At 63.6% G+C, this 23,009-nt stretch carries 19 protein-coding genes and 1 pseudogene; 12 read left to right on the forward strand and 8 right to left on the reverse strand.

Annotated features, from left to right (window positions below):
- Positions 1 to 59 precede the first annotated feature (59 nt).
- Together NKJ91_RS07375 and NKJ91_RS07380 are read left to right on the forward strand one after the other, a co-directional pair.
- The gene (locus tag NKJ91_RS07375; RefSeq protein WP_352455010.1) at positions 60 to 722 is read left to right on the forward strand and encodes a YggS family pyridoxal phosphate-dependent enzyme; all 663 of its coding nucleotides are present in this window, start codon (positions 60 to 62) and stop codon (positions 720 to 722) included.
- A gap of 110 nt (positions 723 to 832) precedes the next feature.
- Positions 833 to 1,882: an aldo/keto reductase gene (locus NKJ91_RS07380; RefSeq protein WP_352455011.1), complete on the forward strand. Its 1,050-nt coding sequence runs from the start codon at positions 833 to 835 to the stop codon at positions 1,880 to 1,882.
- A gap of 60 nt (positions 1,883 to 1,942) precedes the next feature.
- Here NKJ91_RS07380 and NKJ91_RS07385 read toward each other — a convergent pair whose 3' ends face one another.
- Positions 1,943 to 2,851, reverse strand: a complete 909-nt coding sequence (locus NKJ91_RS07385; protein WP_352455012.1) for a LysR family transcriptional regulator — start codon at positions 2,849 to 2,851, stop codon at positions 1,943 to 1,945.
- Between the two features lie 137 nt (positions 2,852 to 2,988).
- On the opposite strand from NKJ91_RS07385, the gene NKJ91_RS07390 reads away from it, so the two are divergent.
- Together NKJ91_RS07390 and NKJ91_RS07395 are read left to right on the forward strand one after the other, a co-directional pair.
- On the forward strand, positions 2,989 to 4,170 hold the full coding sequence (locus tag NKJ91_RS07390; protein WP_352455013.1) for an MFS transporter: 1,182 nt from the start codon (positions 2,989 to 2,991) through the stop codon (positions 4,168 to 4,170).
- Between the two features lie 55 nt (positions 4,171 to 4,225).
- Complete coding sequence (locus NKJ91_RS07395) at positions 4,226 to 5,260, forward strand: aldo/keto reductase (protein WP_352455014.1); 1,035 nt, start codon at positions 4,226 to 4,228, stop codon at positions 5,258 to 5,260.
- A gap of 45 nt (positions 5,261 to 5,305) precedes the next feature.
- Here NKJ91_RS07395 and NKJ91_RS07400 read toward each other — a convergent pair whose 3' ends face one another.
- The gene (locus NKJ91_RS07400) at positions 5,306 to 5,578 is read right to left on the reverse strand and encodes an usg protein (protein ID WP_023678111.1); all 273 of its coding nucleotides are present in this window, start codon (positions 5,576 to 5,578) and stop codon (positions 5,306 to 5,308) included.
- A 305-nt stretch (positions 5,579 to 5,883) separates the two neighbouring features.
- On the opposite strand from NKJ91_RS07400, the gene acs reads away from it, so the two are divergent.
- Complete coding sequence (gene acs / locus NKJ91_RS07405; protein ID WP_352455015.1) at positions 5,884 to 7,839, forward strand: acetate--CoA ligase; 1,956 nt, start codon at positions 5,884 to 5,886, stop codon at positions 7,837 to 7,839.
- Complete coding sequence (locus tag NKJ91_RS07410) at positions 7,839 to 8,582, forward strand: MOSC domain-containing protein (protein ID WP_352455016.1); 744 nt, start codon at positions 7,839 to 7,841, stop codon at positions 8,580 to 8,582. The genes acs and NKJ91_RS07410 overlap by 1 nt, the downstream gene beginning before the upstream one ends.
- On the opposite strand, the gene NKJ91_RS07415 is transcribed toward NKJ91_RS07410, so the two are convergent.
- The 3 genes from NKJ91_RS07415 to NKJ91_RS07425 form a co-directional block, all read right to left on the reverse strand.
- Positions 8,583 to 9,851 carry a class I SAM-dependent methyltransferase gene (locus NKJ91_RS07415; protein ID WP_352455017.1) on the reverse strand — a complete coding sequence of 423 codons (1,269 nt, stop codon included), beginning with the start codon at positions 9,849 to 9,851 and terminating at the stop codon, positions 8,583 to 8,585.
- Between the two features lie 386 nt (positions 9,852 to 10,237).
- Positions 10,238 to 11,599 (reverse strand): pilus assembly protein TadG-related protein, encoded by a 1,362-nt coding sequence (locus tag NKJ91_RS07420; RefSeq protein ID WP_352455018.1) that lies wholly within the window; start codon positions 11,597 to 11,599, stop codon positions 10,238 to 10,240.
- A 329-nt stretch (positions 11,600 to 11,928) separates the two neighbouring features.
- The gene (locus NKJ91_RS07425) at positions 11,929 to 12,798 is read right to left on the reverse strand and encodes a transglutaminase-like domain-containing protein (protein WP_352455019.1); all 870 of its coding nucleotides are present in this window, start codon (positions 12,796 to 12,798) and stop codon (positions 11,929 to 11,931) included.
- 177 nt (positions 12,799 to 12,975) lie between these two features.
- On the opposite strand from NKJ91_RS07425, the gene NKJ91_RS07430 reads away from it, so the two are divergent.
- Complete coding sequence (locus NKJ91_RS07430) at positions 12,976 to 13,647, forward strand: HAD-IA family hydrolase (protein ID WP_352455020.1); 672 nt, start codon at positions 12,976 to 12,978, stop codon at positions 13,645 to 13,647.
- Positions 13,648 to 13,664: 17 nt separating this feature from the next.
- On the opposite strand, the gene NKJ91_RS07435 is transcribed toward NKJ91_RS07430, so the two are convergent.
- Positions 13,665 to 13,877 carry a DUF1674 domain-containing protein gene (locus NKJ91_RS07435; protein WP_352455021.1) on the reverse strand — a complete coding sequence of 71 codons (213 nt, stop codon included), beginning with the start codon at positions 13,875 to 13,877 and terminating at the stop codon, positions 13,665 to 13,667.
- A gap of 116 nt (positions 13,878 to 13,993) precedes the next feature.
- Here NKJ91_RS07435 and htpX point away from each other — a divergent pair, with 116 nt between their 5' ends.
- The 5 genes from htpX (at position 13,994) to purH (ending at position 20,272) form a co-directional block, all read left to right on the forward strand.
- A complete protein-coding gene (gene htpX / locus NKJ91_RS07440) occupies positions 13,994 to 15,010 on the forward strand; it encodes a zinc metalloprotease HtpX (RefSeq protein WP_352455022.1) in 1,017 nt (338 codons plus the stop codon).
- A 26-nt stretch (positions 15,011 to 15,036) separates the two neighbouring features.
- Positions 15,037 to 15,333, forward strand: coding sequence for a hypothetical protein (locus tag NKJ91_RS07445; RefSeq protein WP_352455023.1), 297 nt, complete (start codon positions 15,037 to 15,039; stop codon positions 15,331 to 15,333).
- Positions 15,330 to 16,676 carry an RsmB/NOP family class I SAM-dependent RNA methyltransferase gene (locus NKJ91_RS07450; protein WP_352455024.1) on the forward strand — a complete coding sequence of 449 codons (1,347 nt, stop codon included), beginning with the start codon at positions 15,330 to 15,332 and terminating at the stop codon, positions 16,674 to 16,676. Before NKJ91_RS07445 ends, NKJ91_RS07450 begins: the two co-directional genes overlap by 4 nt.
- Before the next feature lie 146 nt (positions 16,677 to 16,822).
- The gene (locus NKJ91_RS07455) at positions 16,823 to 18,571 is read left to right on the forward strand and encodes a heparinase II/III family protein (protein ID WP_352455025.1); all 1,749 of its coding nucleotides are present in this window, start codon (positions 16,823 to 16,825) and stop codon (positions 18,569 to 18,571) included.
- A gap of 84 nt (positions 18,572 to 18,655) precedes the next feature.
- Positions 18,656 to 20,272 carry a bifunctional phosphoribosylaminoimidazolecarboxamide formyltransferase/IMP cyclohydrolase gene (purH, locus tag NKJ91_RS07460; protein ID WP_352455026.1) on the forward strand — a complete coding sequence of 539 codons (1,617 nt, stop codon included), beginning with the start codon at positions 18,656 to 18,658 and terminating at the stop codon, positions 20,270 to 20,272.
- Between the two features lie 39 nt (positions 20,273 to 20,311).
- On the opposite strand, the gene NKJ91_RS07465 is transcribed toward purH, so the two are convergent.
- Both NKJ91_RS07465 and NKJ91_RS07470 read right to left on the reverse strand, forming a co-directional pair.
- The gene (locus NKJ91_RS07465) at positions 20,312 to 21,688 is read right to left on the reverse strand and encodes an MFS transporter (RefSeq protein WP_352455027.1); all 1,377 of its coding nucleotides are present in this window, start codon (positions 21,686 to 21,688) and stop codon (positions 20,312 to 20,314) included.
- 188 nt (positions 21,689 to 21,876) lie between these two features.
- A pseudogene (locus tag NKJ91_RS07470) lies at positions 21,877 to 23,009 on the reverse strand (NAD-glutamate dehydrogenase); the annotation flags it as partial.

Genomic DNA, 23,009 nt, shown 5'->3' on the forward strand with positions numbered 1-23,009 from the left:
TGCCGGACCCGTCAACTGCGGCGATCCGGCGAAAAGCCAAACACAGGCAGGATATAGGCATGGCGAGCGCCGTCGAACAGCTTTTCACGGTCAAGGCAAGGATCGCTGCCGCCGAGTGCGAGGCAGGCCGTGAGGCCGGAGCGGTGACGCTGGTCGCAGTCTCGAAAACCTTCGACGCCGCCGATATCCGCCCGATTATCGAGGCCGGCCAGCGCGTCTTCGGCGAAAACCGCGTCCAGGAAGCACAAGCGAAATGGCCGGTGCTGAAGGAGGCATTTTCCGACATCGAGCTGCATCTGATCGGTCCGCTGCAATCGAACAAGGCCAAGGAAGCGGTGGCATTGTTCGATGTCATCGAAACCGTCGACCGTGAAAAGATCGCCGCAGAGCTGGCCAAGGAGATCGCCAGGCAAGGCCGGTCACCAAGGCTCTATGTCCAGGTCAACACCGGCTCCGAGCCGCAAAAGGCCGGCATCGAGCCGCGCGAGGCTGTCGCCTTCGTGGCCCGCTGCCGCTCGGTTCACGCCCTCGCCATCGAAGGGCTGATGTGCATTCCGCCGGCCGACGAGAACCCCGGTCCGCATTTCGCGCTGCTGGAAAAGCTTGGGCTTGAGGCCGGCGTCGACAAGCTCTCCATGGGCATGTCCGGCGACTACGAAACCGCGATCGCCTTCGGCGCGACCAGTGTCAGGGTTGGATCGGCAATTTTCGGCGCCAGATGAGGCGCAGCCGACCTTAGGCCACAGGCTGACATTGACTGCGCCAGCGTATAGAAACGGAACGTTTCGTTCCTATATGGGTCGAGTTATTCTCAACCCGTCTGGAGCCACCCATGCGTTACAATCAACTTGGAAATACGGGGATGTTCGTCTCCGAACTTTGCCTCGGCACGATGACGTTCGGCGCGGCCGGCGAGAATGCCCAATGGGGCCTGATCGCCAGCCTCGACCAGAAGGGCGTCGACGAGATCGTTGCCCGCTCGCTCGCCGCCGGCGTCAATTTCTTCGACACGGCGGATGTCTATTCCTTCGGCGCCTCGGAACGGCTTCTCGGCCAGTCGCTCAGGAATCTTGGCGTCAACCGACAGGACGTGATCATCGCCACCAAGGTCCATGGCGCCATGGGCGGGGGCCCGAACCAGCGTGGTTCCTCGCGCGGCCACATCATGGATTCGGTCGAAGGCAGCCTCGAGCGGCTGCAGCTCGATCACATCGATCTCTACCAGCTGCACGGCACCGACACGGTGACGCCGATCGACGAGACACTGCGGGCGCTCGACGACCTCGTTGCCGCCGGCACGGTCCGCTATGTCGGCGTCTCGAACTGGCAGGCCTGGCGCGTTGCCAAGGCGCTGGGTATTGCCGAGCGCAAAGGCTTTGCCCGCTTCGAGACCGTGCAGTCGTACTACTCGATCGCCGGCCGCGAACTCGAGCGCGAAATCGTGCCGCTGCTCAACGAGGAGAAGCTCGGGCTGATGGTCTGGTCGCCGATGGCTGGCGGCCTGCTCTCCGGCAAATACGGACCGGGCGCCCCCGGCAATGGCGAGGGCCGTCGCGCCAGCTTCAATTTCCCGCCGGTCAATGAGGACCGTGCCTGGGCAGCAGTCGCCGTCATGCGCGAGATCGCCGCCAAGCACGGCGTCAGCGTCGCCACGGTGGCGCTCGGCTATGTGCTGGCCAAGCCGTTCGTGATGAGCGTCATCATCGGCGCCAGCCGCATGGAGCAGCTGGAACAGAACCTTGCAGCCACCGAGTTGAAGCTCGATGCCGATGATCTCGTTCGCCTCGACGAAGTCAGTGCCCTGCCCGCCGAATACCCCGGCTGGATGGTGGAACGTCAGGCTGCGGGCCGGCGTCCGGCGCCCGTTGTCCCGAAAACGTAACTCAAACTCACCTTCGATTCGATGCTTCGGGAGCCGGCAGGCTCCCGATCTTTTTTGGGCTCAGGTCAGCCGGACAGTCTCGACCAAAAAGTCCAAAAACGCCCGCACCCGCGCCGGCAGATGCTTGCCTTGGCCGACATAGACGGCGTGGGTGAGTTCCTCGTCGCCGGGGTTGAACTCTTCCAGCAGCGGCAGAAGCCGGCCGGCGGCAATGTCGGCCTCCACATGCCAGCGTGCCAGCCGGGCGATGCCCGCCCCCGAGAGCGCCATCAGCCGCATCGCCTCGCCGTCGCTGACCAGCGTATTTCCGATGATCGACAGGGTGATCGGCTTGCCGGCCGCGTCGATAAAAGGCCAGCCCTCGAGGTGACGTACGAAACGGAAGCCCATCCGGTTGTAACGATCGAGATCGGCGGGCTCCTTGGGCGTGCCACGCGCTTCGAGATACGATGGCGCCGCAACGACGACCACCCGGCTCTGCCCGAGCTTGCGCGCCACCAGCCGTGATTCGCCGAGCGGCCCGGCGCGGATGGCGACGTCAGCGCGCTCCTCCATCAGGTCGATGACATCGTCAGTCAACACCAGATCGACCGAGATTTCGGGGTAGCGCTCTAGAAAACGCGGCAAAAGCGGGATCAGCCGGTGCTGCCCGAAAGGCACGTAGCTGCTGATCCGCAGCCGGCCACGCGGCGCGGCACCCGCCGCTGCCTCGCGCTCGGCCGCCGCCATGTCGGCCAGGACGCGCACGCCGCTGTCGAAGAACGCCGCCCCCTCCGGCGTCAGTTGCAGCTTGCGCGTCGAACGGCTGACCAGCCGCGCACCAAGCCGCGCCTCCAGCCGCGCGATCAGCTTGCTCACCGCCGACGGCGTCATCCGCAACGCACGGGCAGCGGCTGAAAAGCTGCCCGCCTCGACGACGCGGACGAACACTTCGATCTCGCCGGAGCGATTGATGTCGGGCCTACCCATTGGTGAATTTATTTCACAGACGATGTGCCCGATGCAAGGCTGGTTCACAGCACATCGCGGCACGATCTTCCGGATCGGGGCGTGGGAGGACACGGCGCCCGTCGTCAAAACTGGTCGTCATCGAAGTGGGAACCGCCATGCCCCTTGCTCTTTACGCTCTTGCCGCTGGTGCCTTTGGCATCGGCGTCACCGAATTCGTCATCATGGGCCTGCTGCTCGACGTCAGCACTGATCTCGGCGTCTCGATCTCGGCTTCCGGCCAGCTGATTTCCGGCTATGCGCTGGGCGTCGTCATCGGCGCGCCGCTGCTGACGATCGCGACCGGCCGTTGGCCGCGCAAAACCGTGCTTCTGGCGCTGATGGCGATCTTCACGCTGGGCAACCTCGCTTGTGCGCTTGCCCCAGACTACTGGACGCTGATGGGTGCGCGCGTACTGACCGCCTTCGCCCACGGCACCTTCTTCGGCGTCGGCTCGGTCGTGGCGACCGGACTGGTGGCGCCCAACAAGAAAGCCTCGGCGATCGCCCTGATGTTCACCGGCCTGACCATCGCCAACATCCTCGGCGTGCCCTTCGGCACATGGCTCGGCCAAGCCTTCGGCTGGCGCGCGACCTTCTGGGCGGTGACCCTGGTCGGCATCGCCGCCTTTACCATCATTCTGCTGCTGGTGCCGCGCAGCCGAACAGAGCCTGAGAAGAGCAATTTGCGCGCCGATCTCGCCGTGCTCTGCCGCACGCCGGTCCTGCTTGGCTTTGCCACCACCGTGCTTGGCTATGCCGGCGTCTTCGCCGTCTTCACCTACATCGCCCCGTTGCTGACCAAGATCACCGGTTTTGACGAAGCAGCGGTGTCGCCGATCCTGCTGGTCTTCGGCGGCGGCCTCATCGCCGGCAACCTCGCCGGCGGCAAGTTCGCCGACCGCTGGTTGGTACCGTCCGTTCTCGGCAGTCTCGTCGTGCTGGCGATGGTGCTCGGCACCATGACCTTCGCCCTGCACAACCAGGTCATGGCCGTTATCTATGTCGGCCTGCTCGGCGCCGCCGCCTTCGCCACCGTCGCGCCGCTACAGTTATGGGTGTTGCAGAAGGCGCAAGGCGCCGGCCAGAGCCTAGCTTCATCCTTCAACATCGCCGCCTTCAACCTCGGCAATGCGGCCGGCGCCTGGCTCGGCGGCGTGGTCATCGCCCATGGTCCCGGCCTCGGTGCCGTCACCTGGGTCGCGGCGCTGTTGCCGCTTTCAGCGCTCGCCGTGGCGGCGTTTGCGCTGCGTCTCGACCGAGATCCTGTCCTCGCCACACCGGAAATCGCGCGGTCATAGAACGCAAACCTCAACCAATCTTTGAAACAGCCATCCTTCGACAAGGAGCAAACCCATGGATTATCGAAATCTTGGCGCATCAGGCCTGAAAGTCCCGGCGCTCTCGTTCGGCGCTGGAACCTTCGGCGGTTCAGGCCCGCTGTTCGGCGCCTGGGGCAACAGCGATGCGACGGAAGCACGGCGGCTGGTCGACATCTGCCTTGAGGCCGGCATCAACCTGTTCGACACCGCCGATGTCTATTCGAGTGGCGCTTCCGAACAAGTGCTCGGCGCTGCCATCAAGGGCCGCCGCGACGCCGTGCTGATCTCGACCAAGACCTCGCTGCCGATGGGCGACGGTCCCAACGATGCCGGCTCGTCACGTTCACGCCTGATCAAGGCCGTCGAAGACGCGCTGAAGCGTCTTGGCACCGATTACATCGACCTGCTGCAACTGCACGCCTTCGACGCCGCAACACCGATCGAGGAGGTGCTGTCGACGCTGGACAGTCTCGTGCGCGCCGGCAAGCTGCGTTATGTCGGCGTCTCCAATTTTTCCGGCTGGCAAGTGATGAAGTCGCTCGGCCTGGCGGATAGACATGGCTATCCCCGATACGTCGCCCATCAGATCTATTACTCGCTGGTCGGACGCGATTATGAATGGGAGTTGATGCCGCTCGGCCTCGACCAGGGCGTCGGTGCGCTGGTGTGGAGCCCACTCGGCTGGGGCCGCCTGACCGGCAAGATCCGCCGTGGCCAGAAGCTGCCTGAGAAAAGCCGGCTGCACGACACGGCAAGCTTCGGACCGCCCGTCGAGGATGAGCATCTCTATCGGGTCGTCGACGCGCTTGATGTTGTCGCCGAGGAAACCGGCAAGACCATACCGCAGATCGCCATCAATTGGCTGCTGCAGCGGCCGACCGTCGCCTCCGTCATCATTGGCGCGCGCAACGAGGAGCAGTTGCGCCAGAATCTCGGCGCCGTCGGCTGGTCCTTGACAGCCGAGCAGATGAAGAAGCTCGACACGGCAAGTGAGATCACCGCACCCTATCCGTATTTTCCCTATCGCCGGCAGGAGGGTTTTGCCCGGCTGAACCCGCCCGCAGTCTAACGCTCCAAAAGCTGGGCGGCGGCTCCCAGGCTGCCGCCCGCCCGGCTAATGCAGAACGAACTCGCCGTCGACCTTGCGCCATTCGTTCGGCGCGATCAGCTTCTGGTGCGTGTAGCTGACCGAATGCAGCGGGCCCTCGAGCTTGGCCTTCCAGAACTCGATGAAACGGATCAGCACGGGAAATTTCGGGGCGATGTCGTAATCCTGCCAGATGAAGCTCTGCAGCAGATGCGGGTGATCTGGAAAGTGATAAAGAATCTTGGCCGTGGTCAAGCCATAGCCCTTGAGCATCAGGTCCATTTCTGAATGGTCGCGCATTGCGGTCCCCTGGTTGATTCTCCTTCCTCCCAGCCTGAAATTGTGCACCCCATTTACTTATTCGTCTATTGATATTTCTGCGATCAAACTAGATTCCTCCCGCAAAAACATGCGCTTAGCAGCCGCCTCACGAGAGTGCTGACACCGCCCGGCAAGGCACCTGCGGCATCCCGCCGCGCGAATCCAACGTCTAATGTTGCCGTCGCGGCCGAACTGTTAATAATGCGCGCGAATTCGCGGCCGCATCGCCGCGATCCTGCCGGCAGTCAAGCCGGCGGTTTGGTTTTGGGGAGGAAGGCGAAGAAATGTCCGATGTTCATGTCCATCGCGTCCAGCCGGCGTGGAAGAAGAACGCGCTGATTGACAACGACACCTACCTGAAATGGTACGCCGACAGCGTCAAGAACCCGGACAAGTTCTGGGGCAAGCACGGCAAGCGCATCGACTGGTTCAAGCCGTACAGCAAGGTCAAGAACACGTCCTTCGACGGCCAGGTCTCGATCAAATGGTTCGAGGATGGCCAGACCAACGTTTCCTGGAACTGCATCGACCGGCATCTGAAGAAGCGCGGCGAACAGACCGCCATCATCTGGGAAGGCGACAATCCCTACGACGACAGGAAGATCACCTATAACGAGCTTTACGCGCATGTCTGCCGCTTCGCCAATGTGATGAAAAAGCACGGCGTCAAGAAGGGTGACCGCGTAACCATCTACATGCCGATGATCCCGGAGGCCGCTTATGCGATGCTCGCCTGCACGCGCATCGGCGCCATTCATTCGGTCGTCTTCGGCGGCTTTTCGCCGGATGCGCTGGCCGGACGCATCGATGACTGCAAGTCGACCTTCGTCATCACCGCCGACGAAGGCCTGCGCGGCGGCAAGCCGATCCCGCTAAAGGAGAACACCGACAAGGCGATCGAGATCGCCGCCAAGGCCGGAACAAAAGTCGAAAAGGTCTTGGTCGTACGCCGCACCGGCGGCAAGACCGGCTGGGCCGCCGGGCGCGACGTCTGGTACCATGACGAGGTCGCCACGGTTAAGGCCGAATGCAAGCCCGAGAAGATGAATGCCGAGGACCCGCTGTTCATCCTCTACACATCCGGCTCGACCGGCAAGCCGAAGGGCGTGCTGCACACCACCGCCGGCTATCTCGTCTATGTCTCGATGACCCACCAATATGTCTTCGACTATCATGACGGCGATATCTACTGGTGCACCGCCGATGTCGGCTGGGTCACCGGCCACAGCTATATCGTCTACGGGCCGCTCGCCAACGGCGCCACCACGCTGATGTTCGAAGGCGTGCCGAACTACCCGTCGCAGTCGCGTTTCTGGGACGTGATCGACAAGCACAAGGTCAACATCTTCTACACGGCGCCGACGGCGTTGCGCGCGCTGATGGGCGCCGGCGATGCCCATGTCACCAAAACGTCGCGCAAGTCGCTGCGCGTGCTCGGCACCGTCGGCGAGCCGATCAATCCGGAAGCCTGGGAGTGGTATTTCAACGTCGTCGGCAATGGCAAGGTGCCGATCGTCGATACCTGGTGGCAGACCGAGACCGGCGGCATCATGATCACGCCGGTTCCGGGCGCCACCCACCTCAAGGCGGGTTCGGCGACGCGGCCCTTCTTTGGCGTCAAGCCGCAGCTGGTCGATACCGACGGCAAGGTGCTCGAAGGCGAAGCCAGCGGCAATCTTTGTATTGCCGACTCATGGCCGGGCCAGACGCGCACCGTCTATGGCGATCACGACCGCTTCGTGCAGACCTATTTCTCGACCTACAAGGGCAGATACTTCACCGGCGACGGCTGCCGCCGCGATGCTGACGGCTACTACTGGATCACCGGCCGCGTCGACGACGTCATCAACGTCTCCGGCCACCGCATGGGCACCGCCGAGGTCGAATCGGCGCTGGTTTCGCATGGGAAGGTCTCGGAGGCCGCCGTCGTCGGCTACCCGCACGATATCAAGGGCCAGGGCATCTACTGCTATGTCACGCTGATGGCCGGCGAGACGCCAAGCGAGGAATTGCGCCAGGAGCTCGTCGCCCATGTCCGCAAGGAGATCGGCGCCATCGCTTCGCCCGACAAGATCCAGTTCGCGCCCGGCCTGCCGAAGACGCGTTCCGGCAAGATCATGCGACGCATCCTGCGCAAGATCGCCGAGGATGATTTTGCCGCGCTCGGCGATACCTCGACGCTGGCCGATCCGGCGGTCGTCGACGACCTTATCGCCAACCGGCAAAACAAGAAGGGCTGATGCAACCCGCATTGGGCGCCGTCACCGAGCTTTGGCGCTATCCCGCGAGCTCGCTCGCCGGCGAGTTTCAGCAGGCGATCTCCGTCGACTGGCATACCGTCGAAGGCGACCGCCTGTTTGGTCTTGTCGATACCTCGACCGATGAAATCGCACGGCCCGACCGCGAAGCGAAATGGCACAAGGTGCCCCGCATCCGCACCCGGCTGTCGCAGGCCGGCAGGCTGGAGGTCGCCATCCCCGACGGACGCTGGCTTTCGGCACCTGGCGCGCAAAGTGATCGCGCCATTTGCGCCTATCTCGGCTTTGCGGCTTCCATCCGGCCGTTCCGTCGGGAAAATGCGGCTCCGGATTACGCCGGCCCTCCGCTGACGGAACGCTACGTCAAAGCCCCTATTCATCTGCTGACCACCGCCTCACTGGCGCGTTTGAAAGTGCTGCATCCAGAGGGCACCGCCGACGCGCGCCGCTTCCGCCCCAACATCGTCGTCGATATGCCGGAGGTCGAGGGATCGTTCCCCGAGACGGAATGGATCGGGCGCAAGCTGGCAATCGGCGACCTGCTCCTGACCATCTCCGAGCCGTGCCGCCGCTGCGGCTTCACCATCATTGGCCAGGACGGGTTCGACCACGACCCGGCAATCCTGCGCAGCCTGGTCCGCCACAACGCCCATAACCTCGGCGTCTACTGCACCGTCGATCGACCGGCCCGCGTCGAGATCGGCGCCACGATGCGCCTCCTGTAGCTATCGGTACAAATCCGCCCGCGTCGGCGGCAGGCCGCTCGGCCCACGCGCGCGCCTTGTGGCGACGGTCTGGAAAACCTGCGCCGAGGCGCGTTCGAAGGTAATCGAGCAGCCGGTGAGATAAAGCAGCCAGAGCCGCGCCTTGGCTTCGCCGACCTCGGCGATAGCTTCGTCGAAGCGTGTGTGGAGGCGCTCGGCCCATAGCCTGCAGGTGCGCGCATAGTGCTCGCGCAAATTTTCGACGTCGTAGACGAGGAAGCCGTGCGCCTCGAGATTGCCGAGCGTCATGCCGATCGTATCGAGTTCGCCGCCCGGAAAAATGTATTTGATCAGCGCCTTGAATTCCGGCCCCTTGCGCAGCGTCTTCTTCAAGCTGCCCTTGTCGCGCCGGGTGATGGCGTGGTGCAGATAGATGCCGCCCGGCTTGAGCAGGCGATGGATCCTCGAGAAATAGGCCGTATGGTTGGCAAGCCCCAGATGCTCGAACATGCCGATCGACGAGATCTTGTCGAAGGAGCCGGACAGCTCGGCATAGGACTTTATCTCGATGGTGATGCGGTCCTCCAGCCCCTCGGCGCGGATGCGTTCACGGGCGAGCTCGGTCTGTGCTTCCGATAGCGAAACGCCGTGGCCGACGACGCCATAATTCTTCACCGCATGGATGAGCATCGCTCCCCAGCCGCAGCCGATGTCGAGCAATCTATCGCCGGGCTTCAGCCGAAGCTTGCGGCAGATATGGTCGAGCTTGTCTCTCTGGGCCTGATCGATATCGTTGGCGAAATCCTTGAAGTAGCCGCAGCTATAGACCATGCGCTCGTCGAGGAAGAGCCGGTAGAATGCGTTGGAAATGTCGTAATGATGCTGGATCGCCTCCTTGCTCGAACCGCTGACGAAAGGATTGCGGCCGGAAAGATCGGTTCGCGTCGTCATCTGTTTTCGCGAAAACAGCACCGCCGGCAGGTCGCGCAGGATCGCCAGCTTCGGCAATGTCTTGAGCTTCGTCCTGAGCTTGCCGTGCGTGGGCAAGGCGTAGAAATCGAACAGCGATCCGTCTTCGACGTCGACCGCCTTGGCAATCCACATCTCGATCAGCGTCGATAAAGAGGGCCGACGTACGATCTGCCAGACGATGTCCTGGTCGTTGATGGTGAGCACCGGGCCGGCAGCCGGGCCGATCCGCTCGCCTGTCCACAGCCTCACCGCAAAACCCGGCTTCAGCGTCTCGATGACCGTCCGAACAATCCGGGCCGCTCTCTCGGCTGCCTCCATCCCCGTCCTCCCTTATCCGGCAAAATAGTGGCCCGGAACAATAGCGGCTCGATCTTGCCTGCCCGATCGGCCGGCCGCAAGCCGCCCGAGTGCACAAGCAGGCTTGTTCAGGATTTTCGGGTGCCGCGCCTTGCCATTTGCCGGATGACACCCCATCATGAGGGAGTGTTCAACAAATCGAAAGGAGGTGATCCGATGTCGAGTGATTTCGTTTTCCAGAACGTGGCCTCAGCGGATCGCACTTTCGGGAAGCAGTCTTCCCGCTAAGGCGCGAGATGCGCGGCTGGCGACCAGGGTCGCCGCCAGGAGCCGCGCCATGGACGGAAACACGGAAGGCCGCCGGCTTCGCGAGAAGCGGCGGCCTTTTCCTTTTTGGGCTGTTGTCCCTATTTGGTTACGGTTAACATCTCGACGTTGCGCGCTATATCCTGGAAAGCCTGGTTGAGTTCCGTTCCATTGGCCGCCTGATAAAAGTGCTTGATCTTGGCGGTGTCCGGGCTCGCGCAATCCTGGAGTGTCGCCTTGGCATTCGTTTCGTTTAGGTCAAACCCAATGGTGAAGACCTCGATGCCCTTGTCGCGCATGGCAGCGCAAAGTTTCTTGGCGGCCGTGCGGGTCGGCTCCTTGCCGGCGTCATTGTAGACGTCGCTGACCGTGCTCGCATCGAAGTAGGACAGGTTGAATTCGCCATCGGTCATCAGGATCGCGATCTTGGCAACCTTCTTTGGATCCATCTTGGCCGGCCGTTCCGAGGCTTTCATCACACTGCCCCAGTTTTCCGAAAGCATGTACCAGGTCCACTGCACGCCGATATGGCCGGCGGTGCCGCCGGAGGCGACGAAATTCTTGATGACCGTCTTGAGCGCCGTCGCATCCGCTGTCAGCGGCATCAGCGCGGCGATCGGGCAGGCGGCGGTGCCGGTCTGCCAGGCGAAGGACGACAGCAGGTAGTCGCGGTTGACCATGCTGGCGTCGGGGCCTGCGTCCGAATATTGATAGATCCCCTTGCGCTCGGTGGCGCAATTATCGGGACGGATAAAGCCCGAGACATACTGCACGGCGTCATTGGCCGGCGCCTGTTTGCGTTGACTGGCGGTGGTTTCCACATAGACGCTGCTGGCGGCAAGTGTACCTGCATTCACCGAATTGGCATAAGGCACGATGGCAACCCGCACACGTGGCTTGGAGGGGTCCTGGCCGCCCAGGAAGCTGTCGACAGCATTCGCCGCGGCCGCCCGTAGATCGATGATTTTCTGGCCGGCCATCGACCCGGTCACGTCCAGCATCATCGCGACTTCGATCTGCTTGTCCGAATAGAGCGCCGTCGTCGATGCGGGGACGCGTTGCATGCCAACCGTGCTGAAAAGCGGGAAATAGTAGTTGACGTTGACATGGACGTCCGCCTGGACAGTCTTGGCTGTCCTGTCGACAACCAGATTGTCGAGGACGATCTGGTTGTCCTGGAGGATACCCGCCGTGCTGTTGGCATCGAGAAAGGCCTGCACCGATTTGCTGGCGTCGGCCTCGCTGATGACGCCGGTTGTCAGGTCGCGGGCCGTCGAGGTGACCGCTGCATCGACCACGCCTTGCAGGCTCGATTTTACATTGTAGAGTTGGGACACGTTGACCGCAAAGCCGACACTCAGTGCCAGCACTGAGCCGATTATCCCAAACAGGACCGCGAAATTTCCGCTGCGATCCCCGGCAAAGCCGCCGATCGTCTGAACAAGACCCCCGAAACGCCGCATTCCTTCCGCCTCCATTCGCTACAGCCTGCAGCTGTCCGAACGTGCATTGCAGGAATCCGGCCGGATCGCGCCGCCAGGCCCGGGAAAGCGACCGGCCCGCGATCAGGTCATTGTTTCCAAACGGTTTCGAGCGGCGGCAGGGTAAACAGCGGGTAAACGAAAGCTGCGCCGGCACGGCTTTGTTGACAAAGCGCTTACCACGAACAGGCTCGCAATTCAGGACGACTGGACTGCGTCCCAATCCGGTACAGACGAGATGTATCGAACCGGTTCAGCACGATCGCGGTGGCGGGAAATGGAAACACGGACTGTGAATGTGTCCCGAAAGACTAGGCCAGCATCCGTGCGCTGACCGTCTTGTCGACGCCACGACAAGGCGGCTTGAACAGATTACCTTCCTGCTCGTGCGTCCAGACCTTGAACAGGGTGAGCCGATGCGGGCCAAAACTGTGCAGCAGCGGCACGTCGGTGGCGTCGCGGCCGCGGGCGATGACGACGCGGCCGATCCTCGGCACATTGTGGCGAGGATCGAAAGTGTACCACCTGCCGTCGAGGAACACTTCCACCCACGCCGAGAAATCCATCGGCGCCGGATCGGCGGGCACGCCGATATCGCCGAGATAGCCGTTCACGTAGCGGGCCGGGATGTTCATGCAGCGGCAGAGCGTGATCGCCAGATGGGCAAAGTCGCGGCAGACGCCGACGCGTTCCTCATGCGCCTGCGCCGCCGTGCGGGTCGAGCGCGCATAGCCGTAGCCAAAGGACAGGCGGTTGTGGACATAGTCGACGATGGCCTGCACCCGCGCCCAGCCCGGCGGAAGCTGGCCGAAAAGTTGCCAGGCCAGGTCGCCGAGATGGTCGGTCTCGCAGTAACGGCTGCCGAGCAGATAGCCGAGCACCTCGTCCGGCAATTCGGCAACCGGGACTTCTCTCGCCAGCGTGTTGACTTCGTCCGTCTCGCCGCTGTCCTCGACCACCGCGTCATAGAGGATGCGAAAGCTTCCGGCCGGCGCCGTGAAGCGGCGGCAGCTATTGCCGAAAAGGTCGTGGTAGACCCTGGTCGGGACCGACGGCGAGGTCAGCACGCGCGTCTGCCGCTTGATGTCGGCCTGGCGATCCCTGTGGATATCGAGCAATGAAACGACCGGCGTTGCTGCAACGCATTCAATGGCAATTTCATAGCCGAGCCGAATCAGCATCGCCCTCCCCTACGATCGTCATGGAAGATAGTGCCGATCAACGCGGGACAGTGCGTGGCGGTTCCTTGTGGTCGTCAAAAACGACGCCTCGCGGCTTCCCATACGGACGCGGCAACGTTACGGTCGATTGACACGCGTCTTTCGAAATAATCCCTCCAAGATAACCCCGGGAAACCGATGTTTGAAGGCAGAAAATTCGCGGCCTTCCTGTTCGATATGGACGGCACGATTCTCAATTCGATCGCCGCGGCGGAAAGGGTCTGGGCAGCGTGGGCGCATCGGCAAGGTCTTGATGTCGCCGCATTCCTGCCGACCATCCACGGCGTGCGGGCGATCGAGACCATCGGCCGGCTGGCGCTCCCAGGCGTCGATCCTGCCCGCGAAGCCGATTCGCTTTTGCAGGCCGAGGCGGCCGATGTCGAGGGCATTCGCCCGATTGCCGGCGCCGCGGCCTTCCTGGCGTCGCTGCCGCCTGGAAGCTGGGCGATCGCCACTTCGGCACCGCGCGAGCTCGCCCTGCTGCGCCTGCAGGCCGCGGGTATTCCGGCTCCCGCCGTGATTGTTGCGGCGGAGGATGTATCGCGCGGCAAGCCGGCGCCCGACTGCTTCCGGCTGGCGGCCGAACGGCTCGGCGTCGATGTGGGCGACTGCCTCGTCTTCGAGGACGCGCCGGCCGGCATAGCGGCGGCCGAAGCCGCGGGCGCTGCAATCGTGGTGATCAGCGCCACGCACCGGCATCCGTTGGAGACGCCGCATGCCGCCATCACCGGCTATGGCGCGATCGGCATCGCCGTCGATGACAACGGCTGGATTGCCATCGAAGCGGAACGGACCGCACAGCCTGCTTAACTAGCACCCTGCTTGCGCTAAAAGTCGCTGGTCAGGCCCTTGACCTCCCAGTCGCCATAGCGGCCAGGCTCCTTGCCGCCGCGCCCGCCGATCTCCCTCGGCAGCGTGGCTTCCTGCTCGCGATATTTCTCCCGCCGGGCCTCGGCCTCGACCAAGGCGCGCCTGGCTGCCGGGGTCAGCGGCTTTTGCGGCGAGCCGTTAGCATGCGTATGGCTGGTTTTGTCGATCATGCGATCTTCCGCTAGATTGAAACAGGCCCCGATTGAAACGGGAACCGCTGTTTCCCATCATATAGCGATGGGCCCACAAGGATCGACCCCTTTGTTGGGCCAAAATGGAGCAGACGATGAACACCCTTCGCACCGCCATGCTTTTGGCCGCAATGACGGCCCTGTTCATGGGCGTCGGCTATCTCATCGGCGGATCCGGCGGCATGATGATTGCCTTGCTGATCGCCGCCGGCACCAATTTGTTCAGCTATTGGAACGCCGACAAGATGGTGCTGTCGATGCACCGTGCGATCGAAGTCGACGAACGCAACGCGCCTGAATATTACGCCATCGTGAAGGGTCTCGCGCAACGTGCCGGCCTGCCGATGCCGAGAACCTATCTCATCGACAATCCGCAGCCCAATGCCTTCGCCACCGGCCGCAATCCGCAAAATGCCGCTGTCGCCGCCAGCACCGGCCTGCTCGAGCGGCTATCGCATGAAGAAGTCGCGGCGGTGATGGCACACGAGCTCGCCCATGTGCAGCACCGCGATACGCTGACCATGACGATCGTCGCCACCTTTGCCGGCGCAATTTCGATGCTCGGCAATTTCGCCTTCTTTTTCGGCGGCAACCGCGACAATAACAATTCCTTTGGCATCGTCGGCGTGCTGGTGGCGATGATAGTCGCGCCCCTGGCCGCCATGATCGTGCAGATGGCGGTGAGCCGCACCCGCGAATATGAGGCCGACCGGCGCGGTGCCGAAATCTGTGGACACCCGCTGTGGCTCGCCTCGGCACTTGACAAGATCGCGCGGGGCGCCGAACGCATCCGCAACCCGGATGCCGAGCGCAATCCGGCAACCGCCCATCTCTTCATCATCAATCCTCTTTCCGGCGAGCGCATGGACAGTTTGTTTTCCACTCACCCGAGCACAGAAAACCGCATCGCCGCGTTGCAGAGGATGGCGAGCGAAATGGCCGGCGCACCCGAAGCGGCCGCGACGCCAAGGCCGGCGCCGGAAGGGACCGGGCAGCAGCCGTCTGGTCCGTGGGACAGGGCCGCGCGGCCCGAGAGGCCGCCTGAGACGGCCAAGCCGAGACCCAATCCCTGGGGACGCAATCCGACCGGACCCAAAGGTCCGTGGTCGTGAGCGCAGCCGCGGGCGGGAAGGGGCCTATGCAACTTGAGGAGATGCGTATCCTGTGCGCTAAGCACTGGAACCCGATTGGAATACCTATGGAGAGTACAGCGACATCCAGGGAACCTGGATTCCGTCCGCTTCCTGCAGATGAGTATGACAACTATCTGCTGCAGATTATGCGTCTCGTGGTCGACGGCGCAGATCCCAGGCAAATCTCCGACTATCTCGGCAAGGTGGAGAATGAATACCTGGGGCTGTCTTCCCCCGCGGGTAGCAAAGACGATTTTCTCAACGCCGTCTTCGCATTAGCCAAGCGATCACCCGCACGATGACGCCGCTTCCAAGACAACCTTCGGAAGCGCCCGGCCTCGCCGCGCGCAAAGCAGCTGCGCGCCTGCTTGCCGCCGTCATCGATGCGAAAACGCCGCTCGACGGGCTGACCGACCATGAAAACGGCCATCCACAATACAAGGCGCTCGACCTGCGCGACCGCGCCTTGGTGCGCGCCATTCTGGTCACCGCCCTGCGCTACCGCATGACCATATCAGGCCTTTTGGCCCGTCGCCTGGAAAAGCCGCTGCCGCCCAACGCCACGGCGCTTTCGCACATTTTGCATGTGGCGGCAGCGCAGATCCTGTTCCTCGATGTTCCCGACAGCGCCGCCGTCGACCTCGCCGTGACACACGCCAAGTCCGATCCGCGCACGGCGCGCTTTTCCGGCCTCGTCAACGGCGTGCTGCGCACGCTGGCGCGGGCCAAGCAGGACGAGCTCGCCGCAGCACTTGCCGCTACCGACGAGGCGCCAAAATGGTTTTCCGACCGTTTGAAAACGGTCTACGGCCTCGACAAGGCCAGGCAGATACTGCTCGCCCATCGCCATGAGGCACCGGTCGATTTCTCGGTCAAGTCGGACCCGGCGCTGTGGGCCGAACGGCTCGGCGGCTTTGTCTTGCCGACCGGCACGGTGCGGGTGGAAAAGCTCAGCGCTTCCGTGACCGAACTGCCCGGCTTTGGGGAAGGCGCCTGGTGGGTTCAGGATGCAGCGGCCAGCCTGCCGGCCCGGCTGTTCGGCGACATCAATGGTTTGCGAATCGCCGACCTCTGTGCCGCGCCGGGCGGCAAGACCGCCCAGCTGATCCTCGCCGGCGCCCACGTCACCGCGCTCGACATGTCCAAAACGCGGCTGGCACGGCTGACGCAGAACCTCGAACGGCTCGGTCTGGCCGCCGAGATCGTCCAGGCCGATCTGCTCAAATACGAGCCGAAGGACCTCTTCGACGCTGTCCTCCTCGACCCACCTTGCTCTTCGACCGGCACGGTGCGGCGGCATCCCGACGTTCCCTGGACGAAGACGGCGGCCGACGTCGAAAAACTGGCCGACCTGCAACGCCGGCTGCTTGCCCGCGCCGTCACCCTGGTCAAGCCTGGTGGACGCATCGTCTTTTCCAACTGTTCGCTCGATCCGCTGGAAGGCGAAGAGCTCTATCGCGACTTTCTCGCCGGCAATGCGGAGATTGTCGACGACCCGCTTCGGCCGGGTGAGATCGCCGGCATCGACCCGTTTCTGACGCCGCAAGGCACGTTGCGCACCACGCCTGCCGATCTGGAGCTAGGCTCGCCGGGCCGCTCCGGGCTGGACGGCTTCTTCGCCGCCCGCATGCGCAGAGCCGGCTAAGGGCCGATCTTGAAGCGCCGTCCGGCTTCTTGGGGCGAGGAGGCATGGAAAACAGGCTGAACGGCCCCACTGCCGCGGAATTCGCCTTCGCACAAGTTCTTGAATCATATAAACTTGTGCTTGGGTGAGGACGATCAGGAGGGGTTTTGGCAATCGCTGCCGGTAACACGACGCGTCTTTGGACGCTTGTCGCGAGGGAGTTCTGGCGCAAGACGCGCCGGCGCTTGCGCGCCGGGCCACTCTATCGCTGGCGCTACTCAGGCCGCACGCCGGAGCGCGTCCTGATCGCCCCACCGGACCTGCGGCTCGCCGATCCTCAGATCGCGCTCGAGATCTATTACGGCCGCTATCCGCTTTCGGGGCATCTGGTCGAGACCGGCGGCAAATCGCCCTTCCAGATCGACGTGCCCAATCCCGGCTGGCAAAAAACGCTGCATGGCTTTCGCTGGCTGCGCCATATGCGTGCCGCCGGTACCGAGCTCGCCGCCGCCAACGCGCGGGCGTTGGTTTCCGACTGGATTGCAATCCATGGCAGCCATATTTCCGGCGTCGCCTGGGAGCCCGGCACGACGGCCAAGCGTGTCATTGCCTGGCTGCAGCATTCCTCGATCGTGTTGCAGGGCGCCGAATTTCCGTTCTACCGCGCGTTCTTGAAATCGCTCGCCGTCCAGATCCGCTATCTGCGCGCCATGGTGCGCGAGATGCCGGACGGCAAGGACAGGCTGCGCGCCCGCATTGCGCTGGCCTTTGCCGCTTTGTCGCTGCCGGCGCCGGCCTCGGCGCTACGCGGTGCTACCCGCAATCTCGCCGAGGAGCTCGACCGCCAGATCCTGCCTGACGGCGGCCATATCTCGCGTAATCCGATGACCGTGCTTGAAATCCTCGCCGACCTTCTGCCGTTGCGCCAGACATACGCCAATCAGGCCGAGACGCCGCCGGCCGCCCTGATCGGAGCCATCGACCGGATGCTGCCGGCACTGCGCTTCTTTCGCCATCAGGACGGCAGCCTTGCCCGCTTCAACGGCATGGGCGCCACCATTCACGACCGTATCGCCAGCATCCTGCATCACGACGACACCGCCGGCGCACCGTTGCTGCACGCGCCGCATTCGGGTTATGAGCGCCTGTCGATGGGCGGTGTCACTGTGATCGCCGATACCGGCCCGCCGCCCCCCGTCGACGTATCCAATGCCGCTCACGCCGGATGCCTCGCCTTCGAATTGTCGTCGGGCCGCCAGCACTATATCGTCAATGCCGGAATAGATACTTATGGCGCCGCCGAGTTCCGGCCGCTTGCCCGCGCCACCGCCGCCCACTCGACCGCCACCATCAACGACACGTCGTCGGCGCGCTTCAATCACTCCTTGCGCGTCAACGACCTGCTCGGCACGCCTTTGATCGGCGGGCCGCAGCATGTGCCTTGCAAGCGCACCGACCAGAAGGGCAGCCAGGGCTTCATCGCCCGCCATGACGGCTATGTGGCGCGCTTCGGCTTCCTGCATGAGCGCGAGCTGAAATTATCGACCGAAGGCAATGTGCTTGCCGGCAAGGAACGTTTCCTGCGCCCGGGCGGCGCTTCTATCCGCAACAATGGCCGTGACTTCGTCACGGTGCGTTTCCATGTCCATCCCGATATAAGCCTGCTCCAGGATGAGCATGACCGTCTGGTGCTGGCCGCCGACCATGCCGACACCTGGGTGTTTACCTCTACCGAAGTGGTGCCCGAGGTCGAGGAATCGATCTATTTCGCAGGGCTTGGCGGCCCGCGCCGCAGCCGCCAGATCGTGCTTGCGTTCAAGGCCTCGGAAATTTCCGAGGTCCACTGGCAATTGACGCGCACCATCATCGCCGGCCGTCCGGAAAAAGCTGAAGCCGGTGGCAACGGCAGACACTGATCAAGTCTTGCGGCTTGATTTCCGGGCCTCATATGCTACGGCCCGCGGACGCTCTCCAACCAGAACTGGAAAGGCCGCCAGCCCATGGCCGTCGCCGCCAAGAACATTCCCGCGCCCGACCTTGTACCCATCCGTCGCGCGCTCCTTTCCGTCTTTGATAAGACCGGCCTGATCGATTTCGCCAGGGCGCTGGCTTCGGCCGGCGTCGAGCTAGTCTCGACCGGCGGCACCGCAAGGGCCCTTGCCGAGGCAGGCATGGCCGTGCGCGACGTGTCCGAGCTCACCGGCTTTCCCGAGATCATGGACGGCCGCGTCAAGACGCTGCACCCGTCGGTGCATGGCGCACTGCTTGGCGTGCGCGACGATCCCGAGCACGCCGCAGCGATGCGCGACCACGGCATCGAGCCGATCGATCTCGTCGTCTCCAATCTCTATCCGTTCGAAGAGGTGCGTCGCTCCGGCGCCAACTACGCGGCGATCGTCGAGAACATCGACATCGGCGGCCCGGCGATGATCCGTGCCTCGGCCAAGAACCACGCCTATGTCGGCATCGTCACCGATCCCGATGACTATGCCTCGGTGCTCAACGCGCTGGAGATGAATTTCGGGTCGTTGTCGCTGGATTTCCGCAAGAAGCTGGCAGCCAAGGCCTTTGCCCGCACCGCCACCTACGATGCGGCGATCTCGGGATGGTTCGCCGAGGCGCTTGAGATCGAGCATCCGACATGGCGCGCCTTCGGCGGCAAGCTGCAGTCGGTGATGCGCTATGGCGAAAACCCGCATCAGGGCGCCGGCTTCTATGTCAACGGCGACAGGCGGCCGGGCGTCGCCACGGCGCGCCAGCTTCAGGGCAAGCAGCTTTCCTACAACAACATCAACGACACCGACGCTGCCTTCGAGCTGGTCGGCGAGTTCGACCCGTCGCGCTCCGCAGCAATTGCCATCATCAAGCATGCCAACCCGTGTGGCGTCGCTGAGGACGCTTCGCTGCAGGCGGCCTATGCCAAGGCGCTGGCCTGCGACCCGGTCTCGGCTTTCGGCGGCATCGTCGCCATGAACCGCATCCTCGATGCCGGAACCGCCGAAGAGATCGTCAAGACCTTTACCGAAGTGATCATCGCACCGGAGGCGTCCGAAGAAGCAGTCCGCATCATTGCCGCCAAGAAGAACCTACGCCTGCTGGTCACCGGCGGCCTGCCCGACCCGCGCGCGGCGGGCCTTGGCTTGAAATCGGTTGCTGGCGGTTTGCTGGTCCAGGGCCGCGACAACGCGGTGGTGGATGACCTCGAGCTGAAAGTGGTGACCAGGCGCGCTCCGACGCCGGCCGAATTGGCCGATCTGAAATTCGCTTTTCGCGTGGCAAAGCACGTCAAGTCGAACGCCATCGTCTATGCCAGGGATGGCGCTACAGTCGGCATCGGCGCCGGCCAGATGAGCCGGGTCGATTCCTCGCGCATCGCGGCGCGCAAGGCGCTCGACGCGGCCGAGGCTGCCGGCCTGACGGAGCCTTTGACCAGGGGCTCGGTCGTCGCCTCGGATGCCTTTTTCCCGTTCGCGGATGGGCTTTTGTCGGCAATCGAAGCCGGCGCCACCGCCGTCATCCAGCCCGGCGGCTCGATGCGCGACGACGATGTCATCGCCGCCGCCGACGCTCACGGCATTGCCATGGTCTTCACCGGAGTGAGGCATTTCCGGCATTGAACGCGTTACCCTCCCGCTGTGGGAGAAGGCAAGAGCAGCTCACTCCGCCGGCCGATCTGCCGGATAGGGCGTGCCGATCAGGATCGCCATGCCGGCGCCAAGGAACAGCACGATCGCCGCCATGCCGAGCCGCGCCGAGCCGCTGGCCAGGGTGATCGTGGCCACCATGAAGGGTGCGGCAAAACTGGTTGCCCGGCCGGCCAGCGCATAGATGCCGAAATAGCGGCCCGATTCGGCAGCGGAGACGCTGCGCGCCATGTAGGAGCGCGACGATGCCTGCACCGGCCCGAAAGCAAGCCCGATCAGCAGGCCGTAGAAAATGTAGGCTTTTTCCGCCGCCGTGCCGAACAATCCGCCGCCGTCCAGTCCGGGCATCACCCAGGCGCCGAACAGCGTATAGCCCGGGCCGGTCGAGACGATGCCGAGCGTGGCAATGCTCAGCATGACCAGCGAAATCATCACTATGGTCTTGGAACCCAGCGCTGTGTCGAGGCGTGCGGCAACCAGGCAGCCGACGATGGCAACGACGTTGAGGATGATGCCGAACAGGCCGATCTCGGTAATCGACCAATGGAACATTGCCGCCGCAAACGTTCCGCCCAGCGCCAGCAGTGCGTTGACGCCGTCCTGATAGATCATACGGGCGACGAGAAAGCGAAAAATGCCGCTGCGCTTGCGCACTTCGGCCAGCGTCGACTTCAGTTCCGATAGTCCCTCGCGCACCGCCGGCCCGATTGGAATGCCTTTGATCGCATCAGGCGTGAAGAAGAACATCGGCAGGATGAACAAGAAATACCAGGCGGCCGATAACGGCCCGGTAGCGCGCGCGTCCTCGCCGAGCCTGGGGTCGAGGCCGAAGATCGGGTCGAGCCCAACGACGGTCTTGCCGGTTTCAGGCGAGCCGGCCATGACGGTAACGACGAAGATCAGTGCGATCATGCCGCCGAGATAGCCGAGTCCCCAGGCCATGTTCGAGATCCTGCCGATGTCGCTCTTCGGCACCAGGCGGGGCATCATCGAATCATTGAACACAGTCGAGAATTCCGCCGCGACCGATGCCAGCGAGAACAACGCCACGACCAGAAAAAGATTAGAGCCGGGCGCGGCGAACCACAGCAGGGTGAGGCAGGTGATCTTAACCGCGGCGAAGAAGGCTATCCACGGTTTGCGTGGTCCGGTCTGATCGGCGATCGAGCCGAGGACCGGCGACAAAACGGCAATGACGAGGCCGGCGGCGGCAATGCCGTAGCCCCAGGCCGCTTGCCCGGTCTCCGGATTGCTGGCCATGCGCGAGACGAAATAAGGACCGAAGATGAAGGTGGTAACGACCGTGAAAAACGGCTGTGCCGCCCAGTCGAACAGCATCCATCCCCAGATGCCGCGTCCCGATGCCCGCTGCACTGCCATCTCAGCCATGTCCCCTCCGCTGGAGCTTGCTCCATGCCGATCGAATCGGAATGACGCTCCGTCTTCTGTTGAGCACGATCTTGTCCAAAAGCCGATCGTCACTTTTTGGGATCATGCTCCGGCGCCCCCCAAAGCAGGGCGCCGTTCGCTCAATAGCGCAGTTCTTCCCGGCAATCCCGCGCGATGTGGAAGACGTCTCACAGCTGCGTCAGATCACTCATCAGGCCGGATGCCACCGACAGCCGCGACACGGTGATGTCACCGCCCTCGGTCAGCGCCTGCAACCGCTCGCGGATGCGTCCGACCCGTTCGCCGCCGGCCTCCAACCATGCCGACACCGGATCCGCCGCCTCGGCATGACTGGTGAGTGCCGCCACGGCGATGCCGCGCCTGGCCGCGCCGATCGTGTCGGTGGCGCGGGAAAGCGCCAGTTGATCGTAATAATCCGAGGGCGTGATCGAGCGCGCCGCATCTTCGACGCGCGGGATGCGGAAGACATCGCTGACTGCAAAAAACGCCTTGGCGGCAGCGACGATGCCGGCATTTGCCGTCCGAGCCGTCAGCGCTATGTCGGGGATGAGTTCCGCCACATCGGTCAACGCCAGTTGCTCGGCAAGGCTCTCGGGCGCGCCGCCCTTCGACAGGCTGTGCCGCCGCTCCTCGATCCGCTCGCGCGAGAAGGCCGGCAGCAGCGAAACGAGCTTCGGCTCCAGCGCCTTGCGCGCATCCTGCAACTCGGCAATCCGCTGCCCGAGCAGTGCAGTGTCGGCATCGTTCTTCAGGTACCAGCCGCTGGTCACATAGATCAGCCGGCTGACCGCCTGATAGAGGTCGAGCTGGATCTGCCCGTCGATCTGGTTATCGAGTGCATCGATCTGGCGATAGAGCGCCGGCAGTGCAAAGCCATCCCGCACCACGGCGAAGGTGCGCACGACATCGGCGGCACTGCGCCCGGTCGCTTCCTGCAGCCTGTTGACGAAGGACGGGCCGCCGCGATTGACCAGATCATTGGCGACGACACGGGCGATGATCTCGCGGCGCAGGCGATGGCCGTGGATTTCCGCCGCATATTTCTTTGCCATGCGGTCGGGAAAGTAACCCATCAGGTCGCGGTCGAAATGCGGATCGTCCGGCACGTCGCTGGCGACGATATCGGAAAACAGCACGATCTTGGCATAGGCAAGCAGCACGCCGAGCTCGGCCCGGGTGAGCGGCTCGCCGCGCGGGTAGCGGGCGGCCAGAGCCGCCGGGGCCGGCCGCGTCGCGGCGGCCCGGGGGGGCCGGCCCCGCGCCAGGGGCGCCGCCCTGACCCCGCTCGGAAGGGCCAAGT

The sequence above is a fragment of the Mesorhizobium sp. M0040 genome (assembly GCF_040323505.1).
In the GTDB taxonomy this organism is placed as follows: domain Bacteria; phylum Pseudomonadota; class Alphaproteobacteria; order Rhizobiales; family Rhizobiaceae; genus Mesorhizobium.

What these genes read in the sequence shown, in the direction of transcription:
- NKJ91_RS07375 (WP_352455010.1), top strand. Translation starts at nt 60, where the DNA reads ATGGCGAGCGCCGTCGAACAGCTTTTCACGGTCAAGGCAAGGATCGCT.
- NKJ91_RS07380 (WP_352455011.1), top strand. Translation starts at nt 833, where the DNA reads ATGCGTTACAATCAACTTGGAAATACGGGGATGTTCGTCTCCGAACTT.
- NKJ91_RS07385 (WP_352455012.1), bottom strand. Translation starts at nt 2,851, where the DNA reads ATGGGTAGGCCCGACATCAATCGCTCCGGCGAGATCGAAGTGTTCGTC.
- NKJ91_RS07390 (WP_352455013.1), top strand. Translation starts at nt 2,989, where the DNA reads ATGCCCCTTGCTCTTTACGCTCTTGCCGCTGGTGCCTTTGGCATCGGC.
- NKJ91_RS07395 (WP_352455014.1), top strand. Translation starts at nt 4,226, where the DNA reads ATGGATTATCGAAATCTTGGCGCATCAGGCCTGAAAGTCCCGGCGCTC.
- NKJ91_RS07400 (WP_023678111.1), bottom strand. Translation starts at nt 5,578, where the DNA reads ATGCGCGACCATTCAGAAATGGACCTGATGCTCAAGGGCTATGGCTTG.
- acs (WP_352455015.1), top strand. Translation starts at nt 5,884, where the DNA reads ATGTCCGATGTTCATGTCCATCGCGTCCAGCCGGCGTGGAAGAAGAAC.
- NKJ91_RS07410 (WP_352455016.1), top strand. Translation starts at nt 7,839, where the DNA reads ATGCAACCCGCATTGGGCGCCGTCACCGAGCTTTGGCGCTATCCCGCG.
- NKJ91_RS07415 (WP_352455017.1), bottom strand. Translation starts at nt 9,851, where the DNA reads ATGGAGGCAGCCGAGAGAGCGGCCCGGATTGTTCGGACGGTCATCGAG.
- NKJ91_RS07420 (WP_352455018.1), bottom strand. Translation starts at nt 11,599, where the DNA reads ATGCGGCGTTTCGGGGGTCTTGTTCAGACGATCGGCGGCTTTGCCGGG.
- NKJ91_RS07425 (WP_352455019.1), bottom strand. Translation starts at nt 12,798, where the DNA reads ATGCTGATTCGGCTCGGCTATGAAATTGCCATTGAATGCGTTGCAGCA.
- NKJ91_RS07430 (WP_352455020.1), top strand. Translation starts at nt 12,976, where the DNA reads ATGTTTGAAGGCAGAAAATTCGCGGCCTTCCTGTTCGATATGGACGGC.
- NKJ91_RS07435 (WP_352455021.1), bottom strand. Translation starts at nt 13,877, where the DNA reads ATGATCGACAAAACCAGCCATACGCATGCTAACGGCTCGCCGCAAAAG.
- htpX (WP_352455022.1), top strand. Translation starts at nt 13,994, where the DNA reads ATGAACACCCTTCGCACCGCCATGCTTTTGGCCGCAATGACGGCCCTG.
- NKJ91_RS07445 (WP_352455023.1), top strand. Translation starts at nt 15,037, where the DNA reads ATGCAACTTGAGGAGATGCGTATCCTGTGCGCTAAGCACTGGAACCCG.
- NKJ91_RS07450 (WP_352455024.1), top strand. Translation starts at nt 15,330, where the DNA reads ATGACGCCGCTTCCAAGACAACCTTCGGAAGCGCCCGGCCTCGCCGCG.
- purH (WP_352455026.1), top strand. Translation starts at nt 18,656, where the DNA reads ATGGCCGTCGCCGCCAAGAACATTCCCGCGCCCGACCTTGTACCCATC.
- NKJ91_RS07465 (WP_352455027.1), bottom strand. Translation starts at nt 21,688, where the DNA reads ATGGCTGAGATGGCAGTGCAGCGGGCATCGGGACGCGGCATCTGGGGA.